This window comes from Saccharopolyspora pogona (genome assembly GCF_014697215.1).
Taxonomy (GTDB): Bacteria; Actinomycetota; Actinomycetes; order Mycobacteriales; family Pseudonocardiaceae; genus Saccharopolyspora; species Saccharopolyspora hattusasensis.
In genome coordinates, this window is the sequence record NZ_CP031142.1 from 6,644,881 (window position 1) to 6,671,521 (window position 26,641).

25 protein-coding genes and 3 pseudogenes are annotated in these 26,641 nt (G+C 69.2%); 15 read left to right on the forward strand and 13 right to left on the reverse strand.

Annotated elements, in window-relative coordinates; all coding sequences use genetic code 11:
- The first annotated feature begins 268 nt into the window (after positions 1 to 268).
- From DL519_RS30885 to DL519_RS30895, 3 genes are all read left to right on the forward strand, one after another.
- A complete protein-coding gene (locus DL519_RS30885) occupies positions 269 to 2,071 on the forward strand; it encodes a sensor histidine kinase (protein WP_190820022.1) in 1,803 nt (600 codons plus the stop codon).
- The gene (locus DL519_RS30890) at positions 2,068 to 2,727 is read left to right on the forward strand and encodes a response regulator transcription factor (protein ID WP_168585851.1); all 660 of its coding nucleotides are present in this window, start codon (positions 2,068 to 2,070) and stop codon (positions 2,725 to 2,727) included. The genes DL519_RS30885 and DL519_RS30890 overlap by 4 nt, the downstream gene beginning before the upstream one ends.
- Before the next feature lie 416 nt (positions 2,728 to 3,143).
- Complete coding sequence (locus tag DL519_RS30895; RefSeq protein ID WP_190820024.1) at positions 3,144 to 4,484, forward strand: amidohydrolase family protein; 1,341 nt, start codon at positions 3,144 to 3,146, stop codon at positions 4,482 to 4,484.
- A 214-nt stretch (positions 4,485 to 4,698) separates the two neighbouring features.
- Here DL519_RS30895 and DL519_RS30900 read toward each other — a convergent pair whose 3' ends face one another.
- A complete protein-coding gene (locus DL519_RS30900; protein WP_190820026.1) occupies positions 4,699 to 5,382 on the reverse strand; it encodes an SDR family oxidoreductase in 684 nt (227 codons plus the stop codon).
- 101 nt (positions 5,383 to 5,483) lie between these two features.
- On the opposite strand from DL519_RS30900, the gene DL519_RS30905 reads away from it, so the two are divergent.
- From DL519_RS30905 to DL519_RS49075, 3 genes and pseudogenes are all read left to right on the forward strand, one after another.
- Positions 5,484 to 6,803: an MFS transporter gene (locus DL519_RS30905; protein WP_190820028.1), complete on the forward strand. Its 1,320-nt coding sequence runs from the start codon at positions 5,484 to 5,486 to the stop codon at positions 6,801 to 6,803.
- Positions 6,804 to 6,829: 26 nt separating this feature from the next.
- Positions 6,830 to 6,991: pseudogene (locus DL519_RS50450) on the forward strand (MBL fold metallo-hydrolase); the annotation flags it as partial.
- Positions 6,992 to 7,203: 212 nt separating this feature from the next.
- Positions 7,204 to 7,569, forward strand: a complete 366-nt coding sequence (locus DL519_RS49075) for an MBL fold metallo-hydrolase (RefSeq protein ID WP_263399736.1) — start codon at positions 7,204 to 7,206, stop codon at positions 7,567 to 7,569.
- Between the two features lie 6 nt (positions 7,570 to 7,575).
- Here DL519_RS49075 and DL519_RS30915 read toward each other — a convergent pair whose 3' ends face one another.
- On the reverse strand, positions 7,576 to 7,767 hold the full coding sequence (locus tag DL519_RS30915) for a TetR/AcrR family transcriptional regulator C-terminal domain-containing protein (RefSeq protein ID WP_190820030.1): 192 nt from the start codon (positions 7,765 to 7,767) through the stop codon (positions 7,576 to 7,578).
- 56 nt (positions 7,768 to 7,823) lie between these two features.
- Here DL519_RS30915 and DL519_RS47470 point away from each other — a divergent pair, with 56 nt between their 5' ends.
- The 4 genes and pseudogenes from DL519_RS47470 to DL519_RS30930 all read left to right on the forward strand — a co-directional run bounded on the left by DL519_RS47470 (position 7,824) and on the right by DL519_RS30930 (position 10,234).
- On the forward strand, positions 7,824 to 8,501 hold the full coding sequence (locus DL519_RS47470; protein ID WP_223839764.1) for a hypothetical protein: 678 nt from the start codon (positions 7,824 to 7,826) through the stop codon (positions 8,499 to 8,501).
- Entirely contained in the window at positions 8,473 to 8,634 is a 162-nt protein-coding gene (locus tag DL519_RS47475) for a hypothetical protein (RefSeq protein WP_223839765.1), read from the forward strand. Before DL519_RS47470 ends, DL519_RS47475 begins: the two co-directional genes overlap by 29 nt.
- Before the next feature lie 18 nt (positions 8,635 to 8,652).
- Positions 8,653 to 9,326, forward strand: a pseudogene (locus DL519_RS30925) (DUF2268 domain-containing protein).
- A gap of 114 nt (positions 9,327 to 9,440) precedes the next feature.
- A protein-coding gene (locus tag DL519_RS30930; RefSeq protein ID WP_223840204.1) for an IS5 family transposase occupies positions 9,441 to 10,234 on the forward strand; the annotation gives its coding sequence in 2 pieces (ribosomal slippage) (positions 9,441 to 9,774 and positions 9,774 to 10,234; 795 coding nt in all).
- A 6-nt stretch (positions 10,235 to 10,240) separates the two neighbouring features.
- Here DL519_RS30930 and DL519_RS30935 read toward each other — a convergent pair.
- The 4 genes from DL519_RS30935 to DL519_RS30950 all read right to left on the reverse strand — a co-directional run bounded on the left by DL519_RS30935 (position 10,241) and on the right by DL519_RS30950 (position 13,796).
- The gene (locus DL519_RS30935; RefSeq protein WP_223839766.1) at positions 10,241 to 10,864 is read right to left on the reverse strand and encodes a hypothetical protein; all 624 of its coding nucleotides are present in this window, start codon (positions 10,862 to 10,864) and stop codon (positions 10,241 to 10,243) included.
- A gap of 74 nt (positions 10,865 to 10,938) precedes the next feature.
- On the reverse strand, positions 10,939 to 13,008 hold the full coding sequence (locus DL519_RS30940) for a PhoX family protein (RefSeq protein WP_397544991.1): 2,070 nt from the start codon (positions 13,006 to 13,008) through the stop codon (positions 10,939 to 10,941).
- Between the two features lie 166 nt (positions 13,009 to 13,174).
- Complete coding sequence (locus tag DL519_RS30945; protein WP_190820031.1) at positions 13,175 to 13,354, reverse strand: hypothetical protein; 180 nt, start codon at positions 13,352 to 13,354, stop codon at positions 13,175 to 13,177.
- A gap of 25 nt (positions 13,355 to 13,379) precedes the next feature.
- Positions 13,380 to 13,796, reverse strand: a complete 417-nt coding sequence (locus DL519_RS30950; RefSeq protein WP_223839767.1) for a peroxiredoxin — start codon at positions 13,794 to 13,796, stop codon at positions 13,380 to 13,382.
- Between the two features lie 209 nt (positions 13,797 to 14,005).
- Between DL519_RS30950 and DL519_RS30955 the strand changes: the two genes are divergently transcribed.
- The gene (locus DL519_RS30955; protein WP_190824644.1) at positions 14,006 to 14,257 is read left to right on the forward strand and encodes a hypothetical protein; all 252 of its coding nucleotides are present in this window, start codon (positions 14,006 to 14,008) and stop codon (positions 14,255 to 14,257) included.
- Positions 14,258 to 14,624: 367 nt separating this feature from the next.
- Positions 14,625 to 15,347 (forward strand): annotated as a pseudogene (erm, locus tag DL519_RS30960) (23S ribosomal RNA methyltransferase Erm); the annotation flags it as partial.
- 605 nt (positions 15,348 to 15,952) lie between these two features.
- Here erm and DL519_RS30965 read toward each other — a convergent pair.
- Positions 15,953 to 16,531: an NmrA family NAD(P)-binding protein gene (locus DL519_RS30965; RefSeq protein WP_190824326.1), complete on the reverse strand. Its 579-nt coding sequence runs from the start codon at positions 16,529 to 16,531 to the stop codon at positions 15,953 to 15,955.
- A gap of 378 nt (positions 16,532 to 16,909) precedes the next feature.
- Here DL519_RS30965 and DL519_RS47485 point away from each other — a divergent pair, with 378 nt between their 5' ends.
- A complete protein-coding gene (locus DL519_RS47485) occupies positions 16,910 to 17,182 on the forward strand; it encodes a TetR-like C-terminal domain-containing protein (protein WP_263399737.1) in 273 nt (90 codons plus the stop codon).
- A gap of 157 nt (positions 17,183 to 17,339) precedes the next feature.
- Here DL519_RS47485 and DL519_RS30975 read toward each other — a convergent pair whose 3' ends face one another.
- The gene (locus DL519_RS30975) at positions 17,340 to 17,558 is read right to left on the reverse strand and encodes a hypothetical protein (RefSeq protein ID WP_190820035.1); all 219 of its coding nucleotides are present in this window, start codon (positions 17,556 to 17,558) and stop codon (positions 17,340 to 17,342) included.
- A gap of 398 nt (positions 17,559 to 17,956) precedes the next feature.
- On the opposite strand from DL519_RS30975, the gene DL519_RS30980 reads away from it, so the two are divergent.
- The gene (locus DL519_RS30980; RefSeq protein WP_190820037.1) at positions 17,957 to 18,241 is read left to right on the forward strand and encodes a hypothetical protein; all 285 of its coding nucleotides are present in this window, start codon (positions 17,957 to 17,959) and stop codon (positions 18,239 to 18,241) included.
- Positions 18,242 to 18,304: 63 nt separating this feature from the next.
- On the opposite strand, the gene DL519_RS30985 is transcribed toward DL519_RS30980, so the two are convergent.
- Positions 18,305 to 19,528 carry an MFS transporter gene (locus tag DL519_RS30985; RefSeq protein ID WP_190820039.1) on the reverse strand — a complete coding sequence of 408 codons (1,224 nt, stop codon included), beginning with the start codon at positions 19,526 to 19,528 and terminating at the stop codon, positions 18,305 to 18,307.
- A 405-nt stretch (positions 19,529 to 19,933) separates the two neighbouring features.
- A complete protein-coding gene (locus DL519_RS30990; protein WP_190820041.1) occupies positions 19,934 to 21,736 on the reverse strand; it encodes a hypothetical protein in 1,803 nt (600 codons plus the stop codon).
- A 502-nt stretch (positions 21,737 to 22,238) separates the two neighbouring features.
- Between DL519_RS30990 and DL519_RS30995 the strand changes: the two genes are divergently transcribed.
- Entirely contained in the window at positions 22,239 to 22,646 is a 408-nt protein-coding gene (locus DL519_RS30995; RefSeq protein WP_190820043.1) for a hypothetical protein, read from the forward strand.
- A gap of 169 nt (positions 22,647 to 22,815) precedes the next feature.
- Here the strand turns inward: DL519_RS30995 and DL519_RS31000 are convergent, their stop codons facing one another.
- The 3 genes from DL519_RS31000 to DL519_RS31010 all read right to left on the reverse strand — a co-directional run bounded on the left by DL519_RS31000 (position 22,816) and on the right by DL519_RS31010 (position 26,618).
- Positions 22,816 to 25,116 carry a LuxR C-terminal-related transcriptional regulator gene (locus DL519_RS31000; protein WP_223839769.1) on the reverse strand — a complete coding sequence of 767 codons (2,301 nt, stop codon included), beginning with the start codon at positions 25,114 to 25,116 and terminating at the stop codon, positions 22,816 to 22,818.
- Between the two features lie 462 nt (positions 25,117 to 25,578).
- Positions 25,579 to 25,938, reverse strand: a complete 360-nt coding sequence (locus DL519_RS31005) for a DUF3592 domain-containing protein (protein ID WP_190820046.1) — start codon at positions 25,936 to 25,938, stop codon at positions 25,579 to 25,581.
- Positions 25,939 to 25,988: 50 nt separating this feature from the next.
- Entirely contained in the window at positions 25,989 to 26,618 is a 630-nt protein-coding gene (locus DL519_RS31010) for a LysE family translocator (RefSeq protein ID WP_190820048.1), read from the reverse strand.
- Positions 26,619 to 26,641: the final 23 nt, after the last annotated feature.

The window sequence follows — 26,641 nt, forward strand, 5'->3', positions numbered from 1 at the left end:
TCCTGCTCGTTTCGCGCCGCTAACGCCGTTCGTCGCCGTTGCGGGTCCGTGCTCGCGGTGCCTGCGGTTGCTCGCGTTCGGGCTGCTGCGGTCAAGATCTCGGTGCCCCGCCTGGTGCGAGGCTCGCTCGATTCGAGACTGGCGGGCGGAGGCGGATTTCGGATCGGCCGTGGGGCCGTTGATCGACGGCGAAGGTCGGCCGATCGGACAGGGCTTTCGAACCATTCGGCCAAGGTGTTCGAATCGGAGCACCGGCTACGGTCGAGCCGTGAGCAATTTCGCGACAAGCCCCGGAACCGGGCCGGTCGCCCCGTGGTGGCGCCGGCTCGGCGATTTCCTGCGCGAGCAGTGGATCTTCGCCGGGCTGCTCGGGTTGCTCTGGCTGGGAGACACGCTGGGGTGGCTCTCCAACCGGGGCGCTGTGCTGATCCCGGGCATCACCGCGATGGCGCTGCTGGCGATCGCCGGCCGACGCGCTCCGGTCCGGTGCGGACTCGCGGCCGCGGTCGTGCTGTGCGGCACCACGGTGGTCGGCCGGCTGGCCGGCGCGTACTTCCACTCGCTGGGGCTGGAGAAGATCACCCCGACCGAGAACTTGGCAGGCCTGCTGCTGGTGCTCTACCTGTTCCGGTTCCACCCGCTGCGCAAGGCAGTTCCGGTCACCGCGGTGCTCGTGGTGGCCTGCGTCGCATCGGTGCTGGTGCGCACCGGATCGTCGGTCGTCTACCCGTCGATGGACTTCGGCCAGACGCTTAGCTTCGGTTTCCTCCAGCTGATGCTCACCGTGGGCACCGGCATGTACCTGCGCAGCCGGCGGCCCGCGCGGGAAGAGGTCCGGGACACCCCGTTGCGCGCGCTGGTGCGGCGGCAGTGGCCGATGATCGCGGTGCTGAGCGTGCTGGTCTTCCTGGAGTTCACCAAGAACGGGGACGATTCGCTGGTCATCGGCGTCGTGCTGCTGTTGTGCGGTGTCGTGATGTCGGTGCTGGCCGTCTTCGGGCCGATCCGACCGTTCGAGGCGGCGGTGCTCGGGGCCACGGCCCTGGTGCTCACCGCGTTGATGATGCGCTTCTGGGGGCTCTCGACCGAGGTCGCCTTGATCGGCGGGATCCCGATCACCGCCACCGGAGCAGGAATGCTGCTGGTGACCTACGCCACCAGGCACGCGGAGCCGCGGCGCGCGGTGCTGGCGGGCGCCGCGCTGGTCGGTTCGGCGTTGTTCGCCCTGTTCGTGATGCCGATCAGCTCGTCGTCGCTCAGCGGTATTCGCGGCTACCTGCAATCGGTCTTCCTGGGCGGCTTGTTGCTGGTCATCTCCGTCGGCACCGGGATGTACTTCCGCGCGCGGGATACGGAGCGCGCCAAAACCGTGCGCAGCGCGGTGTCGGACGCGCAGCAGGCCGAGCGGATGGCGCTGGCGCGGGAGCTGCACGACGTGGTGGCGCACCACGTCACCGGCATCGTGGTGCAGGCCCAGGCGGCCCAGATGGTCGCGGCGAAGAATCCGAAGGCGGCGACCGATGCGTTGGCGCGGATCGCCGACAGCGGCACCGAGGCGCTGACCGCGATGCGACGGCTGGTCGCGAGCATGCGTGGCGCGGAGCCGGCCGGTGCTTCGGCGGCGACCGAGCAGGCGACCACCGACCTCGAAGCGGACCTCGAAGCCCTCGTGAAGGCCACTCGGCGGGTCCCGGCCGGCGACCACCGGCCGACCACTGTGGAGCTACGCGTCGACCTCGGCCGGGAGATCCCGCCGGAGGTCGCCAGATCCACGCTCCGCGTGGTGCAGGAATCCCTCACCAACGCCGAAAAGCACGCGCTCGACGTGAGTTACGTGCAGGTCGACGTCTACGCCGACCCGACGAACATCTACGCGCGGATCACCGATGACGGCACGGCGGTACGCCAGCAACCGGTCGGCGGCTCGGGCGGATACGGTCTGGTGGGGATGCGGGAGCGGATCGAGCTGCTGGGCGGCCGGTTCCGCGCCGGCCCGGGAGACCACGTCGGTTGGCGCGTCGAGGCAGTGCTGCCGTTGGCGGAGCAGAACGGGGAAGTGGGACAGCGATGATCCGGGTGTTGATCGCCGACGACCAGGAGCTGGTGCGCGCCGGTTTCCGGATGATCCTGGAGTCCCAGGACGACATCGAAGTGGTGGCCGACGTCGCGACCGGCCTGGACGCGGTCCGGGTCGCGCGTGAGAAGCGGCCGGACGTGTGCCTGATGGACATCCGGATGCCCGGGATCGACGGGCTGGAGGCGACCAGGCAGCTGGCCGGTCCCGACGTCGTCGACCCGATCAAGGTGGTCGTCGTGACCACCTTCGACCTGGACGAGTACGTCGACCGCGCGTTGCGGAACGGGGCGAGCGGCTTCCTGCTCAAGGACGCCGGTCCGACGCTGCTGCTAGAGGCGATCCGGGCGGCGGAGCGCGGCGACGCGCTGGTCTCGCCGCAGATCACGGTGCGCCTGCTCAAGCATTTCGCCCAGCCGCAGGTGCAACGCCGCGCCGTGCCGAAGCCGACCATGGAGCTGACCGAGCGCGAACTCGATGTCGTGCGGGCGACCGCGCGCGGTCTGACCAACGGCGAGATCGGCCAGGAGCTGTTCATGTCGCTGTCCACGGTGAAGACCCATCTCGCCGCCGCGCAGGGCAAGATCAAGGCCCGCAACCGGGTGGAGACCGCGGCGTGGGCGTGGCGCAGCGGGTTGATGGACGACGCGTGATTTCTCGCCCTGCACGGGTGGTCCGGGAGTAGCGCTGCGGGACGGCCACACGAGTCTCTATGCGCATCGCGTCGGGGTCTCCCTTATGTCGCAAGGAGTTCGGTGGAGCGCGGGCGTGGTGTCCGTGACGGATGCTGTTGGCCTGATGCCGATCGAGGCGTTGCCGAACGCGTCGCGCAACCGTTGTCCTACCCGTTCGGGGTCGGCCGACAGGCTGGCTGGGACTGGCCGATCGAACGAGGTCGACGGACCGATCAGCCGAGGTCCGGGTCCTGGAAACCGGCGATGCTGGAGTCATGACACAGCGGATGCAGGACATCGTTCTCGTGGCAGTGCTGGCCGGGATCGCGGGGTTGGCGGGGGTGATCATGTTGCTCGTCATAAGCACGGGTGGCGGCGGATAAGCGTCGGGCAGAATGCGGGGCATGCCGATCGCACTACGCCTTCACGCGCCCGTGGTCCTGCCCTGCGATCCCGGTTGTTCGGTGATCCGGGACGCCGTGGTGGACGTCGACGGCGAGGGGCGCATCGTGTACTGCGGGCCGCGCGTCGGGGCGCCGGAACGTCCGCACGATGCGAATGTCCGGGAATGCGGTGGAATCCTGCTGCCGGGCTTGATCAACGCGCATGCGCACAGCCCGATGACGCTGCTGCGGGGGATGGGCGGAGACCTTCCGCTGCTGCGTTGGCTGCACGAGGTGATCTGGCCGGCCGAGGCGCGGCTGCGGCCGTCGGACGTCCGTGCCGGGATGGAGCTCGGGTGCGTCGAGATGCTGCGGGCCGGGGTCACGACGAGCGCCGAGATGTACTTCATGGGCGAGGCGGTGGTCGACGCCACGCTGGCGGTCGGGTCCCGGGTGGTGTTCGCCTCGGCGGTCATCTCCACCCCGGCGCTGGACAAGCTCGGCGGCTGGCAGGGCATGGTCGACGCGATCAACCGGTGGATCGACGCCGATGGCCTGCGGTTCGGGCCTGGTGATCGGGTGGAGCTGGCCTATGGGCCGCACTCGGCGTACACCCTGCCGCCGGAGGCGTTGCAGGCGATCGGCGAGTCCGCGCAGCAGCGTGCCGCGCTGGTCCACACGCATGTGGCGGAGTCCCTCGCCGAGGACACCGAACAGCGCGAGAAGTTCGGTTCGGTTCCCGCGTTGTTGGAGAAGCTCGGTGTGCTCGACGGCCGCGTGCTCGCCGCGCACGGCGTGCACCTGTCGGACGACGACATCGAGCTGTTCGTGCGCCGCGGGGTGGGCGTGGCGCACTGCCCGGGGTCCAACGCGAAACTCGCCTCGGGGACCGCGCGGTTGGTCGACCTGCTCGCCGCGGGGATTCCGGTGGGGCTGGGCACCGACGGGCCGTCCAGCAATGACGATCTGGATCTGTGGGAGGAGGTGCAGTTGGCAGGACTGTTCGCGCGGACCGTGACAGGCGATGCGACGGCGCTGAGCGCGGGTGCGGCGCTGCTCGCTGCGACGCGGGGCGGCGCGGAGGCGCTGCACCGGGACGACATCGGCACCCTGGAGCCGGGGCGCTGGGCCGACATCGTGCATCTGGACGTCGACGACCCTGCGTTCGCCACGGGCCTGGACGCGCCGGACGATCAGGTGCTGGCGAACGTGGTGTGGGCGGCCGGATCCCGGTGCGTCCGGGACGTCTGGGTCGCGGGTGAAGAGGTGCTGCACGAGCGCGAGCCCACGCGGGTGGACCGGGGCACCGTGCAGGCCGCAGCCCGCGCGGCGTCCCAGCACATCCGGGGCTGACGGCCCGACGGCAGTGGAGCGCCCCGAGACGCGCGGTGGCGTGCGTCTCGCCCGGCACGCCACCGTTGTCAACCGGCCTTGAATCGGCCGGCCCTGAATCGGCGATGGACCCGACAGCGCAGGCCGCCGGTCGTCCGGACCGCCTGCCCGGATCCGGATGCCCGGACAGGCCCCCGGATCAGTACGGCCGACCCCAGATCAAGCCGATCCCCGGTCAGGACGGCCGGATGACGATCTCGGCGAGGTGTGCGTCGGCGCTGGCGCGCACCGCCGACACGATCGGCGCCGCCACCGATTCGGGGCGCAGGTAGTGGTCCGGGTCGAACGCCTGGCCCTCCTGCTCGCGGACGCTGCGCTGCATGTCGGTGGCGGTGCGACCCGGGAACACCGAGGTGACCCGAACGCCGTTGGTCGCTTCTTCGGCGCGGAGCACGTCGGCGAAGGCGCGCAGTGCGAACTTGCTCGCGGCGTAGGAACCCCAGTTCGGCTTCGCGGACAGGCCGGCGCCGGAGTTGACGAGCACGACGTGGCCCTTCGCGGCGCGCAGCGCGGGCAGCAGCAGCCGGGTCAGCTCGGTGACGGCGAAGAGGTTCAGCTCGAAGGTGCGCCGCCAGGAGTCACTGGCGGCCTCGGCGACGGGGGCCAGCTCGACGAGACCGGCGCTGTGTACCACAACGTCGAGCCGATCGATGTCGGCGACCGCGGCGGCGACAGCATCGCGGTCGGTGAGTTCTACGGGCCACGGTTTGGCACCGGGGAGCTCGTTGACAAGCGTTTGCAGCGCGGTGGCGTCGCGCCCGCCCAACAGCAGGTCGTGCGTATCGGAGAGCGAGCGGGCGACGGCGGCCCCGATGCCTCTTGAGGCGCCGGTGACCAGGGCAATTGGGCGTTCAAGCATGCCATAACGGTATCGTTGGGCGGTTCCGGGGCGGCGACCGGTCATCCCAGCAATCGGGCTGCCTCTTGACCCGTTGGGGTGATGGGGATTAGGTCACTCCAGTGAGCAGCGCCGACGCAGCCCCTGCCGAAGTCCAGAACCGGATCCTGCGCAAGGTCGCGGTCCGGCTGATGCCGTTCCTGATCTTGCTCTACTTCGTGAACTACCTGGACAGGGTCAACATTGGTTTCGCCGGCCCGAACGGGATGAACGACGAGCTGGGGCTGACCGCGACGGCCTTCGGCTTCGCGTCGGGCATCTTCTTCATCGGCTACCTGGTGCTGGAGGTGCCGAGCAACCTCGCCCTGCACCGCTTCGGGGCGCGGAAGTGGCTCGCCCGAATCATGATCAGCTGGGGCGTGGTGGCCACGGTGATGGCGTTCGTGCCGAGCCCCACCGCCCTCGTCGTGCTGCGGTTCCTGCTCGGCGTGGCCGAGGCCGGGTTCTTCCCGGGCATCATCTTGTACCTGACCTACTGGTTCCCGGCGGCGCAGCGGGCGAAGGCAGTCGCGCTGTTCATGACCGCTATCCCGGTGTCCAGCGCCATCGGAGCCACGGTTTCGAGCGCGCTGATCAGCGCCGGGCACGGGATCTTCGGGCTGTCCGGGTGGCGGTTCATGTTCCTCCTCGAGGGCATCCCGGCGATGCTGCTCGCGGTGGCGACCTGGTTCTACCTGACCGACCGGCCGTCGGAGGCGAAGTGGCTGTCGGCGGAAGAACGGGCCTGGCTGAGCGACCAACTGGAGGCCGAGCGCGCGCATACCGAGACGGCGCACGGCTGGCCGCTGCGGAAGGCGCTGACCCACCCGCGGATCCTGGCGCTGGCGTTCGTGTACTTCGGCATCGCGTACGGCCTGTACGCGCTGGGCTTCTTCCTGCCCACCATCATCAAGGGCTTCGAGCAGCAGTACGGCACGGATCTGTCCACTATGGAAACCGGGCTGGTCACGGCGGTGCCGTACGTGGTCGGCGCGGTGGCCATGGTGTTCTGGGCCGCGCACGGCGACCGGAAGCGGGAGCGGGTGTGGCACGTCGCGTTGCCGATGCTGCTCGGCGGCGTGTGCATCCCGATCGCGCTGTACCTGGGCAATCCGCTCAGCGCGATGGCCGCGGTGACGGTCTGCGCGGTCGGCGTCTGCGCCGCGCTGCCGACCTTCTGGGCGTTGCCGAGCAACTTCCTGTCCGGTGCCGCGGCGGCGGGCGGCATCGCGCTGATCAACTCGCTGGGCAACATCAGCGGTTTCGCGGCGCCGTACGTCACCGGTGCGCTCAAGGACGCGACCGGTTCCCAGAAGACCGGCCTGTGGGTGGTCGGCTTCGTGATGGTCGCGGCGGCGATCACGGTGATCGCCCTCCGCGCGGCACCGCGGGCGGAGAAGTAAAAAGCGAGCACGGCGCAAGCAAGCTGATGCGCCTCGCGGTCCTCGGCGTCTGCGGGGCGTGGCCGGGTGCGGGGCAGGCGTGCAGCGGTTACCTCGTCGAGCACGACGGGTTCCGTCTGTTGCTGGATCCCGGCTACGCCACGCTGCCGCGCCTGCTCGCGTCGACTCCGGCGGAGTGGGTGGACGCGGTTCTGGTCAGCCACGGACATCCGGATCACTGCGCAGATCTGAATCCGCTGCGGTCCCGGGCGCTCGGTGACGCTCCCCCGCCGCCGCTGTCGGTCCACGCCTTCCCGGGCGCTCTGGACGCGGTGCTGGCGCTGGATGGCCGAATGCGGCAAGGCTCCTACGAGCGCGCGAGTTCGACGCCGGCACGCGGTTCGAAATTGGACCGTTCACAGTGGACACCAGCTCGCTGCCGCACTTCGTGCCCAACGCGGGCATGCGGCTGGCCGCGGACGACAAGATCATCAGCCACACCGGCGATACCGGCCCCAGCCCGGACATCGTCGAGTTGGCTCGCGAAGCCGACGTCTTCCTGGCCGAGGCCACCTTCCCGGAACACGTGCTGACTGCGAAGGACGCCCCGTTCCTGTCGACTGCCCGCCAAGTCGGCGAATACGCCGCCGGGGCCGGCGTCGGTGAACTCGTGCTGACCCACCTCCGGCCGGGCACCGAAGCGGCTGATGCGCCGCGGTCGGCCCGCGCAGCCTTCACCGGCGAGATCGAAGTCGCCGTGCCGGGGTTGGAAAGGGGCCTCGCCTGACGGGGATCAAGAATCGGCGCCGTACAGCCGCAAGAACGCCCGCACGCCGCTGGCGATGATCTCCTCGGCCTCGTCCTGAGGCATCGGCATCGAGCCGTAGAACGTCCGCTGGAGCACGGTGGTGACCGTGAGCAGGTTGAAGTGGAGGGCGGCCTGCTTGGCGTCGTCGATCGCGAGCAAAACCCCGCAGGCCGGCATCGACGACCTGTCCTGGTGATCCCGTCGCTGCCCAGCTTCGGCTTCTCCGGCATCGGTTGACGGCTGGACGTTCACCCCGCCGAACCTGGACGAGGTCGAGCGCGCCCGCCACGACCCTGGCCAACGACGACGACCGGTCCGGCTACGTCGCGCTCCAGACCACGCGCCCGCAGACGTTGTCGTTCGGGCTGCATGATTCGCCCGCCGGCCAGCTCGCCTGGATCGTCGAGAAGTTCAGGGAGTGGACCGACCCGGCGAAGGAACTGTCGCACGAGGCGGTGGATCGGGATCGGCTGCCGACGAACGTGACGCTGTACTGGCTGACCGGCACCGCCGGGACTTCCGCCAACCTGTACTACGAAACCGCGCACAGCGGACTGTGGGGCGCGGCGGAGAAGAGCGGGGTTCCGACCGGGGTCGCGGTCTTCCCGGATGACCAGTCGATCCGCAGCACCGCGGAGGTGGAGCACAACATCGTGCACTGGTCTGAGTTCGACGGGGCGGCCACTTCGATGGAAGCGCCGGACCTGCTCGTCGGCGACATCCGCGACTTCTTCCGCGAACTCCGCTGTGCAGCCGCGCCGCAGGCCCCGCACCTGGTCGGGGTCTGCGGCGCGGGTCCGGAAACCGGGTTTGACTCTCCAGCGACAGGAGGCTTTACGGTCCCGAGTCATGAAGATCGTTGTTCACGACACGACGTCCGTGATGGTCGATCTCCTGCAACGACCGTTTGAGGAGCGGCCCAACGCCCTGCGGGAAATGCTGAGTCCGCCGCAGACCGCGATGTCCGTGATGGGTGATGTGGACCTGGTCCAGATGCACCGCATGGGAAGTGGTTTCCGGCTCGACCGCGAGGACCCGCGGTAACTGCCCGCCGTGCGCCAGATGCAGGAAGCGGGGGTGTGGAGCCAGATCGAGGACTCCCTCACCGCCGCGTGGGAGCGGATCAGCGGCGCGGCGCCCGGCATCAAGCACGCCGAGACCGTGCACGTCGTTGTGGTGCTCGGCGATCCCGACGACGAGCACCTGACGGTCCGCAGTGCCGGTTACTTCGGCGTGGGCGGGATTCCGGGTGCGATCCAGCTGATGATGTGGCCCACCGACACGAGCCTGGAGAAGATCGGCCACGGTGCCGCGCACGAGCTCCACCACAACGTGCGCTACCTGAATGTGGTCTGGAATCCGGTGGCCGTCACGGTTGGGAACACGTCGTCGCCGAGAGCCTGGCCGAAGCGTTCGTGCGGGAGCCGGCCGGTGAGCAGGCCATGGGGCCGTGGTCGAAGACGCTGACCGGCGCCGCGCTGGACAGCGCTCACGAGAAGATCACTGCCGATATCGACGTGACAGGGATGCAGAACCTGACCGCGTACGTGCTGGGCGATGCCACCGCGCAGCGCATGGGGCAGCGACCCGTGGGGCTGCCGGACTTCGTCGGCTACGGGGTTGGCCTGCGGATCGTGGACGCATACCTGTCGGGCTCCGGCCTGACCGCCGCGCAGAGCACCGCCCTGTCGGCGCGCGAGATCCTCGTCAACGCGGGCGTGCCGACCAACGCGTGACCGGGCGCTCAGAACGGCACCTTTAGAGTTCCTAACAAAATGATCACTTGACGTGCCATAGGTTCCTTGATCGTAGATCATGAACAGGTGAGGAAAGGTGAGCAACCGCCATGGATCGTCCCCGACGAGCTGTGGGAGCGAATCGAGCCGGTGTTGCCGCGTTGGGAGAACGCGCTGCCCAAGCTGGGCCGCAAGCGGCTGCCGGACCGGCTGGTCTTGCAGGGAATCCTGTTCGTGCTGCATACCGGGATCCAGTGGGAGTTTCTGCCCCAGGAGCTGGGGTTTGGATCCGGAATGACCTGCTGGCGGCGCCTGGCGGAATGGAACGAGGCCGGGGTGTGGCAGCGGCTGCACGAGGCGCTTTTGGCCGAGCTGAACGCGGCCGGGAAGCTGGACTGGTCTCGGGCGGTGATCGACAGCTCGCATGTGCGGGCGGCGCGGCGCGGCCCAAAAGCGGCCCGAGCCCGGTCGACCGTGCCCGGCCGGGCTCCAAGCACCACGTGATCACCGAGGGCGGCGGCATTCCGACGGCATTCAGCCTGACCGGCGGCAACGTCAATGACGTCACCCAGCTCCTCCCACTGGTCGAGGCGATCCCGCCCGTGCGAGGCAAGCGCGGGCGCCCCCGCCGCCGACCCGATGCGCTGTACGCCGACCGCGCCTACGACTCTGATAAACACCGGGACAAGTTGCGCGCCAAGGGAATCGACCCGCAGATCGCCGAACGTGGAACCGGCCACGGCTCCGGACTCGGCGTGATCAGGTGGGTCGTCGAGCGCACAATCGCCTGGTACCACGGCATGCGACGTCTGCGCATCCGCTGGGAACGCCGCGACGACATCCACGAGGCGTTTCTCGGCCTGGCTACCTGCATCATCTGCTACCGACACATCAAGATCCTTTGTTAGGAACTCTTAGGGCAGGTCCGGAACCAGCGTCCGGATGCCTCCAGCGAGCTCGCGCAGCTGCGGGTCCCGAGAGGCGGCGGCGTCGGCGAGGGCGGCAATCCGCCGGGACCGGTCGCCGCCACGATCGGTCTCGTCGATGCGCTCAAAACCACGCGACAGCAAGGAATCCGCGGTGTCGGGAAGGCCGCGCAGCACCGCCTTGCACGCGGCGAGGGCATTCATCGCCGCGCTCTCCAGCAACGACCAGTTGTCGCCTCGCGCCTCGGGGTTGTCCGCGTCAACGGTGTCGTCGAAGGCGTGCGAGGCCGCCCAGATCTGCAGGTCGAGCCGCCAGAACAGCGGAACCCCGCGGAACCGCACGAAGACCAGCCGGCGGAGCCCGGACCGCTGGAACTCCGGCACCGACCGCACGGCCGCGACTTCGGCCACCGCGCCGAGCACCTCCCCCAACCACTCGGCGCACCGCGGCACCGCGCCGTCCGGCACCACCCAGGCCAGGTCGATGTCGCTGTACTCGTCAGCGGTTCCGGCTCCCAGCGAACCGATCAACGACACCCACGACCCCGGCGCAGCGCCGTGGAACACGCTCGCCAAGGCCCGCGCGAACGACGCCTGATCCGCAAACGTCACCAGCCGAAACTACCCCGGGAAGCGCAACGAGGGCCTCCGGAACAAGCCGAAGACCCCCGCGCTCGCAAGGTGGATCAGCTTCCGCCGATCTCACCGCCGTCCTTGCGCCAGACCGCCACGACCGACGGGCGCGGCTGCGAGTTGCCGCCGTCCGGCCAGTGCGAAGCCGGCTTATCCGCGCTCGCCCCGTCGAGCTCGCCCGGGTGCTGCACGCACACGGTCACGAACTTGTCCCGGATCACCGGGCCGCAGGTCTCCGCGCCGTGCGGCACCGTCAGGAACTGCTTGACGTGCCCGCGCTCCGGACCGTCCACCGGGACCGAGAACAGGCCGTCGTTGCTCTTCAGCGCGTTGCCGTCGGTGGAGATCCACAGGTTGCCGTGCCGGTCGAAGGCCACGTTGTCCGGGCACGAGATCGGGCTGACCTGCGACTTGTCGAACCCGCCGAAGTAGGTGCCCGCGTCGTTCGGGTCGCCGCACACCAGCAGTAGGTTCCAGCGAAGCTTGGTGCCGACCGCGTCGTCGTCGATCTCCAGGATGTGGCCGTGCTTGTTGCCGACCCGCGGGTTGGCCTCGTCCGGCGCGGCGTTGCCGGTCGAGCCGCGGTTGCTGTTGTTGGTCAGCGCGCAGTAGATGCGCCCGTTGACAGGGTTCGGCTCGATGTCCTCCGGCCGGTCCATCTTGGTCGCCCCGACCTCGTCGGCGGCGAGGCGGGTGAAGAGGTAGACCTCTTCGGCGGTGAACCCAGGCACGAACGACTTCTTGCCGCTGGCCAGCGGAATCCACTCGCCGGTGCCGTCGAAGTGGCCGTCCGACGGCAGCTTGCCGGTGCCGTCGATCTCGCCGGCGGGGCTGTTGCCGCTGAACTTCGCGACGTACAGGGTGCCGTCGTCGAGGAGCGACATGTTGTGCCGGCGGGCGTAGGCGCTGTTGCCCGGTTTCACCTTGCCGTTGGAGACGAACTTGTAGATGTAGTCGAAGCGCTCGTCGTCACCGGAGTAGACGACCACGCGCCCGTCGTCGGCGATCTTCACCGCCGCGCCCTCGTGCTTGAACCGGCCGAGCGCGGTGTGCTTGACCGGCGTCGAGTTCGGGTCGTGCGGGTCGATCTCGACGACCCAACCGAAGCGGTTCGCCTCGTTGGGCTCCTTGGCGAGGTCCCAGCGCTTGTCGAACCTCTCCCATTTGCGGGTGCTCGCGGTGCCCTTGAGGCCGTAGCGGGCGAGGCGCTTCTTGGCCGTCGGCTCGGTGACCGAGTCGGCGTTGGCGAAGTACTGGTTGAAGTTCTCCTCGCCGGAGAGGATCGTTCCCCACGGCGTCATGCTGCCCGCGCAGTTGTTCTGCGTGCCGAGGACCTTCGTGCCGGTCGGGTCGGCGGAGGTCTTGAGGTGCTCGCTGCCCGCGGCCGGCCCGCGCAGCTCGAACGGCGTGCTCAGGGTGATGCGGCGGTTGTACTTGCTCGGCAGCGGCTTGAGCCCGCCACCCTGCTGCTCGACGTACACCACCGAGAGGCCGTGCGCGGCCCAGGCGATGCGCACCTGCTCCTCGGTCGGGTTGTTCTCGTCGTAGCCGACGAACATGTGCGTTTCGGTGGTGTACTCGTGGTTCACCACCAGCAGGCCGCGCTTGCCGCTGCCGTCCAGCGGGACCAGCTCGGCGAAGTCGTTGTTGTAGCCGAACTGCTTCTCCTGCGCCGCCGCGGTCTGGTTGTTGAAGTCGAACTCGGGCGCGCCGGGCAGCACCGGATCGCCCCAGCGGATCACGATGCCCTGCTCGTAGCCCTCGGAGATGACGACCCGGTCTTCGGTGTTCGGGGCGACCGGGGTGTAGTCGGTGCCCGGCACGTTGTCCTGGCCTGGGCGGGCGAGTGGGGCGGGCGCGGGGGTCGCCGCCGTCGCGGTGCCTGCGAGGGCCGCCGCTCCGCCGACGGTCAGCGCGAGCACGCCGCTGGCCTTGAGCGCGCCGCGTCGGCTGAGCACACTCTCGACGATGTCGCCGAAGTAGGCGTTGTCCGAGGTGTTGGGGGCTTCGTGCGCACAGGCGTTGCCGCAGCGGTACTTGCACGTCACCGAGGAGCGGTTAGCCGAGTGGTGGGGAAGCAGGGGGAGCGGGATGACCCGCCCGCTGTCCGGTCGCGAAGACAAGCGGACCTCCAGATGCTCGTCAGGGGAACAACTGGAAGTTAGGTCGATCAGGAGATGATTCCCGGACGCGAAAGTAAACGGCGGTTAAACATGCGACACAGAGATATCGAAACAGCAGGCGAGAGACCCGAATTGACCAACGCTGCGTGTCCGACCGAACACCGAATCAGCAGTAGGGCGGCTGGTTGGTGAGTGTGGTCGCCACGGTCAGCCAGACGCGGAACTGCCGGTAGACGTCGGGCATGCGGCCGCTGATCGCGACGGTGCGGTCGTCGCGGGCGGTGACGCCGGGGAGGTTCCGCAGGGTGTCGGCGACCGAAGCCGACTGCCAGCGCACGGCGTTCACCGATCGTTTCACGCAGACCGGGCTCTCAGCGCGGAGGATTGCCCCGTAGCCAGGTCAGGACCTGCTGGGCGTGCTCGTTCGGCGGGAAGATCGGGTACCGGGCGTGCTCGATCGCGCCGTCGCGGATGATCAGCGTCAGCCGCTTGTAGAGCGTCATCCCGCCGACCTCGAACGTTGGCAGGTCGAGCGCGCCAACCACGGCCAGCGCGGGATCGGAGAGCATCTTGAACGGCAGGCGGAGCCGCTCGACGACCTCGCGCTGGTAGTCGGTGTCCTGGCTGGACAGGCCGAGCACGCGGGTCGCGCTGGCGTCGTGCAGGTCCTCGTGGTGGTCGCGGAAGCTGCACGCCTCGGAGGTGCAGCCGCGCGCTCCGGGGATCGAGTCCCAGCCCTCCGGGAGGTCGGTGCCGGGACGATCGGTGAGCGGGTAGATGTAGAACACTGCGCGGCCCGGCCGAGCTCGTCGACGTGGACCGCTTCGCCTGCTGTGCTCGGGAGTTCCAGGTGCGGCATCCGCCTCCCGGGCAGGTGGTTCGCCGCGCCGTCGTCCTCGGGCACGGGCACGGGCAGGTCGGCTGGCAGGTTCAGGTAGTCGTTCATCGGGTCCCTCTCCACGGGCGGCGCGGCTGTTGCGAGGGCGGCTTCGCGTAGGTGCGCGATCAGCACCGCGCGGCAGGAGTTGAGCGCCTCGATCCGCTCGGTGAGATCGTCGATGGCCTCCCGGTAGCCGGCGAGCGAGGCCGGGCAGTCGTCCGCGTGCTGCCGACCGGCCGCGAGGCAGTCGAGCAACGGCCGGGTGCGCTCGGGGATGCCCAGGTTGCTGAGGGTCCTGATCTCCCGCGCCAGCCGCAGGTCGTCCTCGTCGTAGTCCCGGTAGCCGTTGGGCAAGCCGCCCGGGCGTGATCAACCGATTCGTAGTAGCGCACCGCTTTGGTCGTCGTTCCTGCCCGCCGGGCCAGTTCGCCGATCCGCATTCCCGTCACCTCGACGAACGCTAAACCCTGCCCCCGGGGGCAGGGTCAACCCGAGCGGAAAAATCGGTGTCGTCGGCGTGGCCCGCGTTGCTACCTTCCCCCGCATGTCGTGTTTTGCTGTTGCCGTTTTCATGCGGCTGCGTTCCGCCTAGGCGGCGCAGGATCCGAATTCGCGCCGCCGTACGCGTCCGGGCTCCCGTTTCCTGACGCGCGGTTCGTCGTGCCCTGAAACACCACGCTGACCTGCGCTCGCGAGAGCCCGGTTCCGACCGGTCCGCGAACACAGGAGCAGCTACATGCCTACCCGCCGGAATTCGGCGCGCGATCGTGCGCGCCGCGAACTCGGCCAGAACTTCTTGATCGACCGGAGCGTCGCCCGGCGCCTGGTCGATCTACTCGATCCATCACCGGTTCCGGTGGTCGAACTCGGGGCAGGGCGCGGGGCCCTCACCCGCGAACTCGTCCACGCTGGACGAACGGTCACCGCCGTGGAACTGGACCGCCACTGGGCGGACGAGCTCCGCGACAGCTGTCCACGAGTGAGCGTGATCAGGTGCGACATGCTCCGTTTCCGCTTCCCCGCCGCGCCGCACGCGGTGGTCGGCAACCTTCCGTTCCGCATCACGACGGCGATGACGCGCCGGCTGCTGGGCGAGCGGAGCTGGTCGGAGGCGGTGCTGCTGGTGCAGTGGGATGTGGCCCGGAAACGCGCGTCAGGTGGCAGCCAGCTGAACGCCCAGTGGGCGCCGTGGTACGAATTCCGGCTCCGCGGCGGGGTTTCCGCGCGATCGTTTCGCCCGGTACCCGCGGTCGACGGCGGCATCCTGAAGGTGCAGCGCAGACCGCACCCGCTGGTGCCGTTCGGCGACCTGCGGCGCTACCAGCGGTTCGTCGAGGCGGTGTTCACGGGGCGCGGCCGAGGCCTGGCAGAGATCGTCCGCAACGTGACGGGCCGCCGGGTGCGAAACCTGCCCGCGCTCCCCCGGGATCTCACCGCGGAGGCCTGGGCCCACCTCTACGCCGAAACGAAACCACCTGACACCAAGGCTCATGAGCACTTAGGGCCGCCATCACAACCCAAAGCGCTGATGTGGTGATGCGGCGTTGTGGTGGGGCCGATCTTCGAAGCGCCCAGGCTCTTCACGCGCCCTCGCGGGGCCGGGCGCTTGAGCTATCCGGGGCACTGCGTGATGGGGTGAGGTGAACGGACCGTTTGTGCCGTCTATGAGCCTGTTGCGTTTTCGGCGAAAACGACTGAACCGAAGTACCAAATCAGTCTCGATCGCCGCCGTTTGTCCGCCAGTGGCCATCTCAGCCGTGATCGATCGATCACGGTCCGTGGTGGGCGTAATTTTGCAACAGGCTCCTATCGGGGTGAAGGGTCCGTTCGCTTCGCGGTAGTGGGCTCGGTGCCTGGGGTTGGGTGGGTGAGGTGAACGGACCGTTTGTGCCGTCTATGAGCCTGTTGCGTTTTCGGCGAAAACGACTGAACCGAAGTACCAAATCAGTCTCGATCGCCGCCGTTTGTCCGCCAGTGGCCATCTCAGCCGTGATCGATCGATCACGGTCCGTGGTGGGCGTAATTTTGCAACAGGCTCCTATCGGGGTGAAGGGTCCGTTCGCTTCACACCTGCGACGCGCAGCGGTAAACCACCGCCGCACAACGAGTTCCCGAACGGCTTCTGTCAGGGCTGGCGCTGCAGGAATTCCTCGACTGCCCGCAGCGCCGGGTGCAGGCGGCGGAGGGCCGTATATCGGCCTGGTAGCCGCCTTCCTCGAACCACTCGAACATCCGGGTCCGGCCTTCGAGAGGAGCGGCTTCGTAGCGGGTCGGGGTGCCCGTGACGCGCTGGAAGGCCTCCGCGACCTGCTGCAGGCTCAACTCGTTGCCGATGATCTCGATCTGCTCGCCGATGAATTCCTGCGGCGCGTCCAGCGCGGTCGCGGCGAAGAAGCCGATGCCGTTCGCGGAGATCATCTGCACCGGTGTCGCCGAGTCCAGCGGCATGGAGAGGACGCGCTCGCCCGAATCGGAGATGTTGGCGAGGAAGAGCCGGTTGGTCATGAAGAACACCGGCCGCAGCACGGTGGCGGGCACGCCGAGGCGCTGGATGTGCGCCTCGATGGTGGCCTTGCTCTCGAAGTGGGCGACGCCGGAGTCGCGTTCGGCGCCGCCGACGGAGCTGTAGACGAGGTGTCCGATGCCGGTCTTTGGCGATGCCGGCGACCGCCGAGCCCAGGCGGACCTCGGCGGCGAGCCCTGCTTCGTCCCAGGCCAGCGTTTGCCTGCTGAACACCGCGTCCGCGCCGGTCATCGCCTTGCGAAGGGAAACTGGGCGACGCTGGCCGAGCTGGCGTATGTCGGCTACGCCGGGCTGACCATGGAACGGGTCGCGGAGCGCGCCAAGACCGGCAAGGCGTCGCTGTACCGCAGGTGGTCGAGCCGGATGGAGCTGGTGCTGGCCGCGGTTTACAGCACCTGGCCGGAACCGGCTGTGTCGGTGGACACCGGGAGCCTGCGCGGAGATCTCCTCGCGATGATCGCAACGCCGAAGCGCTCGCGGGTCCGGCGGGCGATGCGATGCGCGGCCTGCTCGGCGACGTGCTGGCCGACCGGGACAGAACGGCCGAGCTGCGGCGGTTCTCCCAGGGCCGGGGGCGGCAAGCGATGGAGGAAATCGTTCGCCGCGCCGACGAGCGCGGCGAGGTGGACGCGGCGGCGATCCCGGCCCGCCGCCTGGAGGTCGGCCAGGCGATGATCCGCCAGCAGTTCCTGTTCAACGGCAGGTCGATCCCGGACGAAGCGATCGTGGAAATCGTCGACTACGTCCTGTCCCCCTGCTCACGGACGTAGTTCTGGCATACGTACTCCCCGGGTCGTGAGTGCCTGACCTGGAGCACGGTCGCGCACTCACGACCCGGGGAGTGGCCGGGCGCCGGGTCGGGGGCGCGGAACGCCCGGCCACCATGAGGTCCGGCGGGGGAGGGAGAGCGCCGGACCAGGTCTGGTGTCAGAGCCGAACGCAGGTGAGGGTTTCGGAGCCGAGGTGGTGGCGGCCGGTGGCCAGGACTTCCCGTTGTCGCTCGGCTTCGACTTCTTCGATCAGCTGCCACACGTTGAGCGCGCCATCGCCTGCGCCGCTGTGCTCCGCGCGCGGAGCGCGGACCAGCAGCATGCTCGCGATCAGCACGTTGACCAGGACAAGAGTGCTCACCTGAAGCCAGAACATGTTTTCTCCTCTGTGTTTTGCTTGACGTTTTCGCTGGTCCGGGGTCGTGAGTGTTGCTTCCGGTTCTTACCGGAACCAACACTCACGACAACCGCGAGCTGATGCGCCGCCAGCAGTCCATGCAGGTGGCTTCGTCGATCCACTCGATCTCGGGCGGTAGTCGCTGCACCTGCCATGCCTCGACCTCAACGCCGCGCTATGGCTCCCCGGCCTGACTCTGACCGGTTCGGCTCTGTTGGCCCCGCTGGTCGTCCGCCTGGCCCGCAGACCGGTGAACGCCTTGCCGTACTCGATGGTGCTGGCCTTCGGTACGGCTCTCCTGGGCGTGCTGGCCCTGGTGATGGTGCTCGGCGACGATCTGGCGCTCACCATCGCGGCCTACCTGGGGGTGGGTGGCGGTGAACAGCGGGCTGCTGGGCCGCTGGCAGGCGATGATCGCCGAAGTCGCCCCGGCAGCGGGGCGTCCCCGCTGGTTCGCCTTCCACGGCTCGTCGTGGGGCATCGCCCAGCCTGCCGTCCCGGCGGTCGTGGCTGTGGCCGCAAGCCTCGCGGGCGGCCCCGGTGCTGCTGCTTTCCTGACCGCTGCAGTCGCTTTCCTGGCCGGGCCGGTACTTCTGACCGGCACCTCCGGCAGGCCTGGCGCCGATGATCGGCAGCGGAGGCGGATGTCTGCGCCGTTTTAAACCCGGCTTCCCCCTGATGTCCGTGCAAGGGGGTCACGGGTCCATCAGTCGTTCAGTTAGGCCTCAGAACTCCTCGCCGACCAGGGCGGCCTCGGCGGGGACCTGGTGGGCGTCGGCCTTGGTGCGCAGTTCCAGGGACAGCAGGCCCGCCGCGATCACGCACAGCACCGCGCCGACCGCGAACGGGGCGTGCTGCGAACCGAACCAGGTGGCCACGTGCCCGACCACGGTGGCCGCGACCGCGCCGCCGAGCCAGCGGCAGAAGTTGTAGCCGGCGCTGGCGACCGGGCGCGGCGCGTCGCTGATGCTCATCGCGGTACCGGTGAACAGGGTGTTGAGCAGGCCGGAGGCGACGCCGCTGACGACCACCGCGACGACCACGACGGGCTTGGAGCCGATCGCCATGACGCCGAGCAGGACCGCGAAGAACAGCACCGCGATGATGGTCCCGCCGACCTCGCCGAACCGGGCCGCGAGCTTCGGGGCCAGGAACACGCCGGAGAGGGCGACGCACAGGCCCCAGCCGAAGAACACCAGGCCGACCGCGATCGCGCCGAACTCCAGGACGAACGGCGACCAGGCCAGCACGATGAAGAACGCGGCGGTGTAGAAGGCGGAGCCGAGCGCGGTCCGCAGCAGGCCACTGTGGCCGAGCGCGCGGATCGGGTCGAGCAGCCGGACCTTGGGCCGGTCGGCGCGGTTGCCGTCCTTGGGCAGGAAACCGCCGGAGAGGATCAGCGCGATCGCCATCAGCACCGCGGTGCCGGCGAACGGTCCGCGCCAGGAGATGTTGCCCAGCAGGGCGCCCAGCAGCGGGCCGGTGGACAGGCCGATGCCCAGCGCCGCCTCGTAGAGCAGGATGGCGGCCTGCTGGCCGCCGCTGGCGGCGCCGACGATCACCGACAGCGCGGTGGCGATGAAGAAGGCGTTGCCGAGGCCCCACACCGCGCGCAGCGCGACGAGCTGGCCGATCGAGCCGGCCATCGCGCACACCAGGGTCGCCACCACGATCAGCACCAGGCCGGTGACCACGGTCCGCTTCGCGCCGAAGCGGGCGCTGAACGCGCCGGTGATGAGCATCGCCACGACCTGCACGCCCAGGTAGGACGAGAACAGCAGGGTGACCTGCTCGGGTCCGGCGCGCAGCGCCTCGGCGATGGAGAGCAGGATCGGGTCGACCAAGCCGATGCCCATGAAGGCGATCACAGCCGCGAACGCGGTGATCCACACCGCCTTCGGTTGTCCCTTGAAAACGTCGAGAAACCGAACGTCGTGCCCGGCGCTCATCGGTCGCCACCCCTCATGGACGGAAGCAAGTCGTTTGCAAGGCTAACAAGCGTTTGTTAGCAAACCAAACGGACATGAGGGGGCTCACGGGGAATTGCTCCAGCTGGCGGCAGGGGTGGCGACCGATGGGCTCAGCGGACAAGGGCGGCGATCAGTGCCGCATGAGGCTGGTGTGGAAGCGGTTGCGTCGCGGAGTGCAAGGGGGGTTTTGTTTCTAAGCGGCGCCAGCCGCTTAGCCCGTGCTTTAGTCGCCCTCTCACCGCCGCGGGTTCTCAGACGTCGTCTGGCGAGGACAGCCCCGATGCTGCGTGGGCCCCATACGCAGTCGGGGATCCCGGAGTTCAGGCGGCGTCTGAGGTTCCGCTACTTGCACCGCCGCGCAATAACGAGCCCGGAAACAGGTTTTCAGCGGCTAAGTGCGGCTTGGGCGGCTGCCGCGACCACCTCCTCCGTGTGGTGCTCGGCGAGCACCGCGAGGATCTCGCCGGCGCTGCGGTGCGCGGTCGCGGCGATCTCCTTGACCAACTCGACCTGCTCCGGCTCCGGCTGGTGGGCGAACTCCGCGAGGAACAGATCGACGTCCTCGTCCAGGGCCGCCGCCATGCCGTCGAGCGAGAACAGCAACTCATCGCCGGGCCGGGCCGTGTTCTCGGTGCTGGTCGGCCGGGACTGCAGCCACATCCGCGCCGCCGGCCCGGCGACCGCATCCTCGGTCAGCTCGCGCACCGCCGACACACCGTCGTCGCCGGTGTGCTCCAGCAGGCCCAGCGCCGCCAGCCGGATCGTCGGGTCGTCCACCCTTGTCAGCAAGGCCGCCAGCTCGGCGCTGGCCCGCGTCGTGCCGCGCCGATCGATCCACTGCGGGATCAACACCTGCTGCACGTCCGCCGGGGCATCCGCCACCACCAGTGCCAGCAGCTCCGCCGGGCACGCAACCAGATCGTCCACAGTGGGCACCTGGAAGCCGAAGGCGCGCAACGACTCCCGCGCGGCCCAGAGACCAGGTGGCAGCAGCTCGACCACGGTGTGATCGGCGCCGACGCCGTCGGGCACGACTTCTTCCAGCGCCTCGATCTCCTCCGGCGCGGTGGTCACGTGGCAGCGGACCGCCTGCATCGCCGCCCACTGGGCGAGCATCCGGCGGACGATGCCGCGCACCGCCTCGCGATCGTCCGGCTCATCCGCGTCCAGGAGGTCGCAGGCCATCATGACGATCAGTTCCAGCGGCACCGCCTCGGTCCGCGAGTACAGCACGCTCAACGCAGCCTGGACGATCTCCAGCAGCGCGTCGTCGTCGGAAAGCCCGTCGAGCTCGGCGTGGAAGACGTCGTCGACGAGCACGAACCGCTGCCAGAGCCGGGTCCACAGCAGTTCCGGTTCCGCCAGCAGGGATTCCGCGATCAGGGTCGGCACCAGCAGGTCCCCGGCCGACCGGACCAGGCCCGCCCGCTCGGCCCACTCCAGCAACAGGCCGGCGTCCTCGGCGTCACCGCCGGAAGGCTCCGCGAGGGCCGCGACGAGCTCGTCCACATCGGACGGATCCCGGCCGTCGCCGACCCACTCCAGGACCGTGCGAATGCGCTGCATGATCGGCGATCCCGCCGCGATGGCCCGGTGCGGCTCGACGTGGACGAGATCGATCGGCGGCAACCAGAGCGCGGGCTGGGATGGCGACTCCAGCGCGTCCCGGCGCTCGATCTCCTCGAACACCTCGCTGTCGAAGTCGATCTCCTCGGCGTCCATCGCGTCGAAGAACCCGGCCACGGCCTGCGGATCTTCGGCGTCCACGCCGAGCTCGTGCATCGTCGTGCCCCAGAACTTCTCCACGCCCCACTCGGTGGGCTCGGCCATCGCCGCCAGGTAGTCCGGAACGGCCCGCTCGACCGCCTCATGCAGCTCGTCGAGCGGGCTCGGCGAGGTCAGCAGCCCCTCCTCGGAGAGGAAACCGAGCCACTGGTGCAAGAAATCCGGCACCAGCGACCACCGCGCCACGATCAGCTTGCGGGGTACCACTTCGACCAGGAACCGCACCAGGTCCTCTTCGGTCCAGCAGGCCAGCAGGCCGTCCTTGGTGAACTTGTCGTCCAGCAGGCACCCCGCCAGCCACCCGGCATCCAGCTCCGAGCGGCTGCGGGCGAACGCGTCGATCAACTCTTCGCGCGCCGCTTCGAACCGGTCGACCTCGCCGTGGATGAAGGCAGTTCGCATCACGTGCTCCTTTCGCTAAGGTGTGCGGATCAGCGTAGGTAGCACGTGGGGAAGTCCCGGGCAGCGAGGCGATCAAGGCCCGCGTGTCGTGATCCCTCGAACGGTGCTCGAACCCGGAAATGCGGACATCTCGGTATGGCCTTCGGTACTTGTCCCGCTTCGCCACCAGGGGCATTGGTCCCATGCTTTCTACACGTCCTGATTTGGACGTACCAGCGCACCGCCTGGCGAACCCGGTGGTCGAACGGCGACAACCGCCGGGGTGACCGCGGCCCACCCGGTCGTTCCGGTCTTGGGTCGACCCCCGGATCCGTCAGCGGCGTTCCCAACAGGGAGGAGGTACTGCGTGACCGGACAGCAGCTACTTTCCCCAGCTGCCTGTTGTTCGGCCCTCCCATTCGGCGAGGTGGGTGCCACCCGTCCGACAAGGCGGCAACGGAGCCGCCGCGCCCACCTCGCCGACCCATGCTCCCCACCCCGCGAAGGCTCGCGAACACCCGAGATGAACAGCACTTCCGAATACCGCTCCTACGGTTGGTGGGTCGAGAACGACCCGAACTCCGACCACACCACGCTCATCATCGGCGGCCGCATCAGCGTGCTGCGAATGCCAGCCCCGATCGCCGCTCGCGTGCACCAAGTGCTCGCGATCCACCTCCAAGCCGGACCCGCTCTGGTCGACGGCGACGACTGGGTGCTGTTCACCCAGCCCGATGGCCGCGGTGACCTCCCGGAAGACCTCGACGAGGTCACCGCCGTGCCGACCGGCAGCCGGATGGCCCTGCCGCCGCTGGACGACCCGGGCTGGATCACCCCGCCCCGCGCGGACCGCCCGGCGCCGTCCCGCCAGGTCATCTTCTCGGCCGCCCGCCGCGCCAGGGCCGAAGCACCACCGCTCGTCACCGTCTGACCCGCTCCCCAGGGTCCGTGAGTACTTTTGGGCGCTACAACCCCCAAAAGTACTCATGGGTTTGTTCTTGGCGAGGCCAGTCCCCGGCGTGGTGAATTGGCATTCGTGAGTCGGGATCCCGGAACCCAGGCGGCGTCTGCGCCACTCGGGGTGGGTCTCGAAACGGGATTCAGGGCTGCTCGGCCACCCAGACCGCTATTTGTGCGCGCGAGGTGGCTCCGAGCTTGGCGAGGATGTGCTCGATGTGGCTGTCCGAGGTCCGCTTCGAGATCACCAGGTGCTCCGCGATCTGCCGGTTCGACAGGCCCTGCGCGATCAGCTTCGCCACCTCACGCTCCCGCGGCGTCAGCCGCACCGGCGCGTCGGCCGACGGCTCCGGGCGGCGCACCCCGAGCGTGAACTGGACCAGTTCATCCACTGTGTACTCCGAGCCGCGGCGCCGCTCCGCGCGGAGTTCCGACGTCGGCAGGGCGTTCCGGATCCGCGCATCGGTCTCCGTGTGCCAGCCGAGGTAGCGGTCGATGCCGAACAGGTAGCGGCCCTGCGGCCGCCACAGGTGCGCCACGGCCGAGCTCAGCCGGGCCGCCCGGTCCACGCGCCCCTGCGCCGCGGACACCCACGCCTCCATTTCGACCGCCAGCAGGATCCCGGTGAAGTCGTTGAACAGCTGCTTGATCCGCAGGCCTTCGCGCAGGTGCTCCTGCGCAGCCGGGTAGTCGCCCTGCCGCCAGCGCACCAGCCCGAGCGTCAGCTCGCACCACGAGCGGTCCCACAACTCGCCGTGCTCCTCGCAGATCTCCTGGCACTGCTCGCACAGCTCGACGGCTCGCTTGAAGTCGCCCCGGAAGGTCGCCAGCAACGCCAGGCTCGGCAGGCTCATCAGCGCGATCCCGTCGTGCTGCAGCATCTCCTTGCGCTCCAATGCTTCGGCGAACCGGGCCGCCGCCGTCTCGTGCTCGTTGCGCAGCAGGTCGAGGGTCCCGGTGATGTGACAGGTCAGCGCCAGCACCGCGTCGGCCCCGATCCGGTGTGCCACATCCCGCGCCTCGGCCAGCAGCGACCGGGCGGCATCGACGTCCCCTAGCAAGCAGCTGATCAGCCCGTTCACCGCCAGCGCCCGGGCGCGCTGCTCGTCGGGGTCCGGCACCACGCGGAGCATTTCGTCCAGCCAGTACCGGCCCTCCCGCAGCGCGCCGCCGGCCACCCAGTAGAACCGCAGGGCGGTTGCCATCCGCAGGCCCTCGGGCCCCTCGCCGGTCTCGGTGCGGCAGAAGTCCAGCGCGGCGCGCAGGTTCGCTCGGTCCTCCCGGATCCGGGTCAGCCAGTCCACCTGCTGCGGGCCGAGCCATTCCGCGTCGACGTGCTCGGCGAGCAGGAGGCAGTGATCGCGGTGCCGCCGCCGCAGCGCGAGCTCCCGCGCGCCGCCGCCGAGCCGCTCCCGCCCGAACTCCTGGATCGTCTTCAGCAGCCGGTAGCGAGTGCGGGTGTCGTGCTGATCTTCCTTGAACAGCACCGATTTCTCCACCAGGCCCGCGACCCCGACGAACACGTCCTCCAAGGTCACGCCGTCGCCGACGCAGACCTCCTCCGCGGCGTCCAGCTCGAAACCGCCGGAGAACACCGACAGCCGCGCCCAAACCACCTGCTCGGTCGGCGAGCACAGGTCGAAGCTCCACTCGATCGCCGCCCGCAGCGTGCGGTGGTGCGGCAGGCCGCTGCGATCGCCCAGGGTCAGCAGCCGGTACCGGTCGGCGAGCCGGTCCAGGATCTCCTCCACCGAAAGCGACCGCATCCACACCGCGGCCAGCTCGATCGCCAGCGGCAGGCCGTCCAGCTGCTGGCACACCCGGACCACCAGCGCCTCGTTGCCCGGTCCGATGACGAATCCCGGCAGCACGGCGGCGGCCCGGTCGGCGAACAGCTCCAGCGCCTCGTAACCGATGGCCTTCTGCACCACGCGGCCCTGCCGGTCCAGCCGGGGCACGACCATCGGCTGCACCGGCCACACCTGCTCGGCGGCGATCGCCAGCGGAGCGCGGGAGGTGACCAGAATGCGCAGCTCGGGGGCGGCGGCGAGCAGGTCGCCGACCAGCGGTCCGCACTCCTCCAGCAGGTGCTCGCAGCCGTCGAGCACGATCAGCATCCGCTTGTCGGCGAGCTGCTCGGCGAGCTGTTGCGCAGTTGGCAGCGCCGCCCGGTCGCTGAGCCCGAGGTTGGTCAGCAGGATCCGGGCGACGTCGTCGTCGGGCGGGACGCGGGCCAGCTCCACCAGCCAGACGCCGTCCGGGAAGGTGCGTCGGAGATCGCGCGCGACGCGGATGGCCAGCCGTGACTTGCCGACCCCGGCCACACCGGTCAGGGTCACCAGTCGAGAGGTGGACAGCAGCCGTTTGACCTGCGTGATCGCTCCGCGGCGGCCAACGAAGCTCGTCAGGTCGTCGGGGAGCTTGCCCACCCGCCGGGTTGTCATTCCGACCACCCGCACTCTCCGAACGCCTCGTTGCACCCGAGTGTATGCCCGGATTCACCCGAACAGTCGGATCAGTTGCTCAGGAAGGCCCAGGTCACGAGCGCTCCGACGGTGCTGAAGAGCGCGCCGAACAGCAGGAGCGCGAAGTTGCCCGCCTCCGGCTAGTCGCCGGCCAGCAGGATCCGGTACGGGTCGTGGGGGTTACTGACAGTTCCGGAAACTGTGTCAATGTGTGACAGAGCGTGGTGTAGTGTATTGCTTGCTGACCGAGCGAAAGCCAAGCCCGGTCAGCGGTTTTGCTGCGGCGGCAGGTGAAACACGTCAGGTACCGCGAGTTGCGTGGGAACCGGCCGCAAGGCCAAACGCACGTGGAGACCGTGTCAGACCAGCGTTCGTGCTGGCAGTGGTCGAGGAAGCGTGAAGGCCACCAGTCTTCGTGATGGTCAACGCAGGTGGCGCAAGTCATCTGCTCACGGAACGTTTTGACACGTTTCGTGTCTTGGACGGGTCGGCGCGGTCGTAGTGCACCAGGACGCGCCTGCCGGGGATGAATGAGGTGTGGGTCTTCGAGACCCCGGATTTCGCCCGGCAGGTCCGGCCGTCCTCGGTCACGAACTCGATCATCGGCGCGTGGTGGTAGCTGCCGCCGCCGTCGTCCGACGAGGACCACCTGCTGTCCTGGCCGACCACGATCCCCCGCGCCCGGCCGCCGTCGCGGACGAGCCGCCGGTTCCGCCGGATCTGCCGGACGCCGCCCACCAGGAAGACCGCGCCGAGCACCACGGGCACCAGCACGGGCAGCACGCCGAAGTCGAGGTCCACGCAGATCAGACTCCCCCGGCGGGACGCTGGTTCCCGCCGGCCCCGAGCGGTCAGGTGGCGGCGGCGATGGGGGTGCGGAGCAGGCGGATGCCCAGGCCGATGAAGACCACACCGGTCACGCGGTCCAGGACCTGCCGCACGCGCGGCCTCGCGAAGACCCCGCGAATCCGGTTGGCGACGCTGACCAGCAGCGGCCACCACACCACCCCGAAGCCGAGGGTGAGCAGCCCGAGCAGCAGGGTCTGCGGCAGCACCGGGGCGGTGCGGTCGATGAACTGCGGCATGAGGCTGACGAAGAACAGCACGGCCTTCGGGTTCGAGACGTTGCTCAGGAAGCCCTGCACGAACGCCAACCGGGACGTCCGGGCGGGCTCGGCGGGAGCCTCGGCGACGGTCTTCTTCCGCGACGCCCAAAGCGCCTGGACACCGAGGAACACCAGGTAGCCCGCGCCGACGACCTTCACCACCGTGAACGCCACCGCGGACTGCGCCAGCAGTGCGGACAACCCGAGCGCCGCGGCGGTGATGTGCACGCACACCCCGGCCAACACCCCGGCCGACGCCAGGTGCCCGGCTTTCGCGCTGCGGGTCGCATTGCGGAACACCACCGCGAAATCCGGACCGGGAACGACGTAGGTGAGGACCAGCACGGTCAGGAAACCCAGCAGCGTCAACGACATGCTTCGACGATACTTCCGCCGGA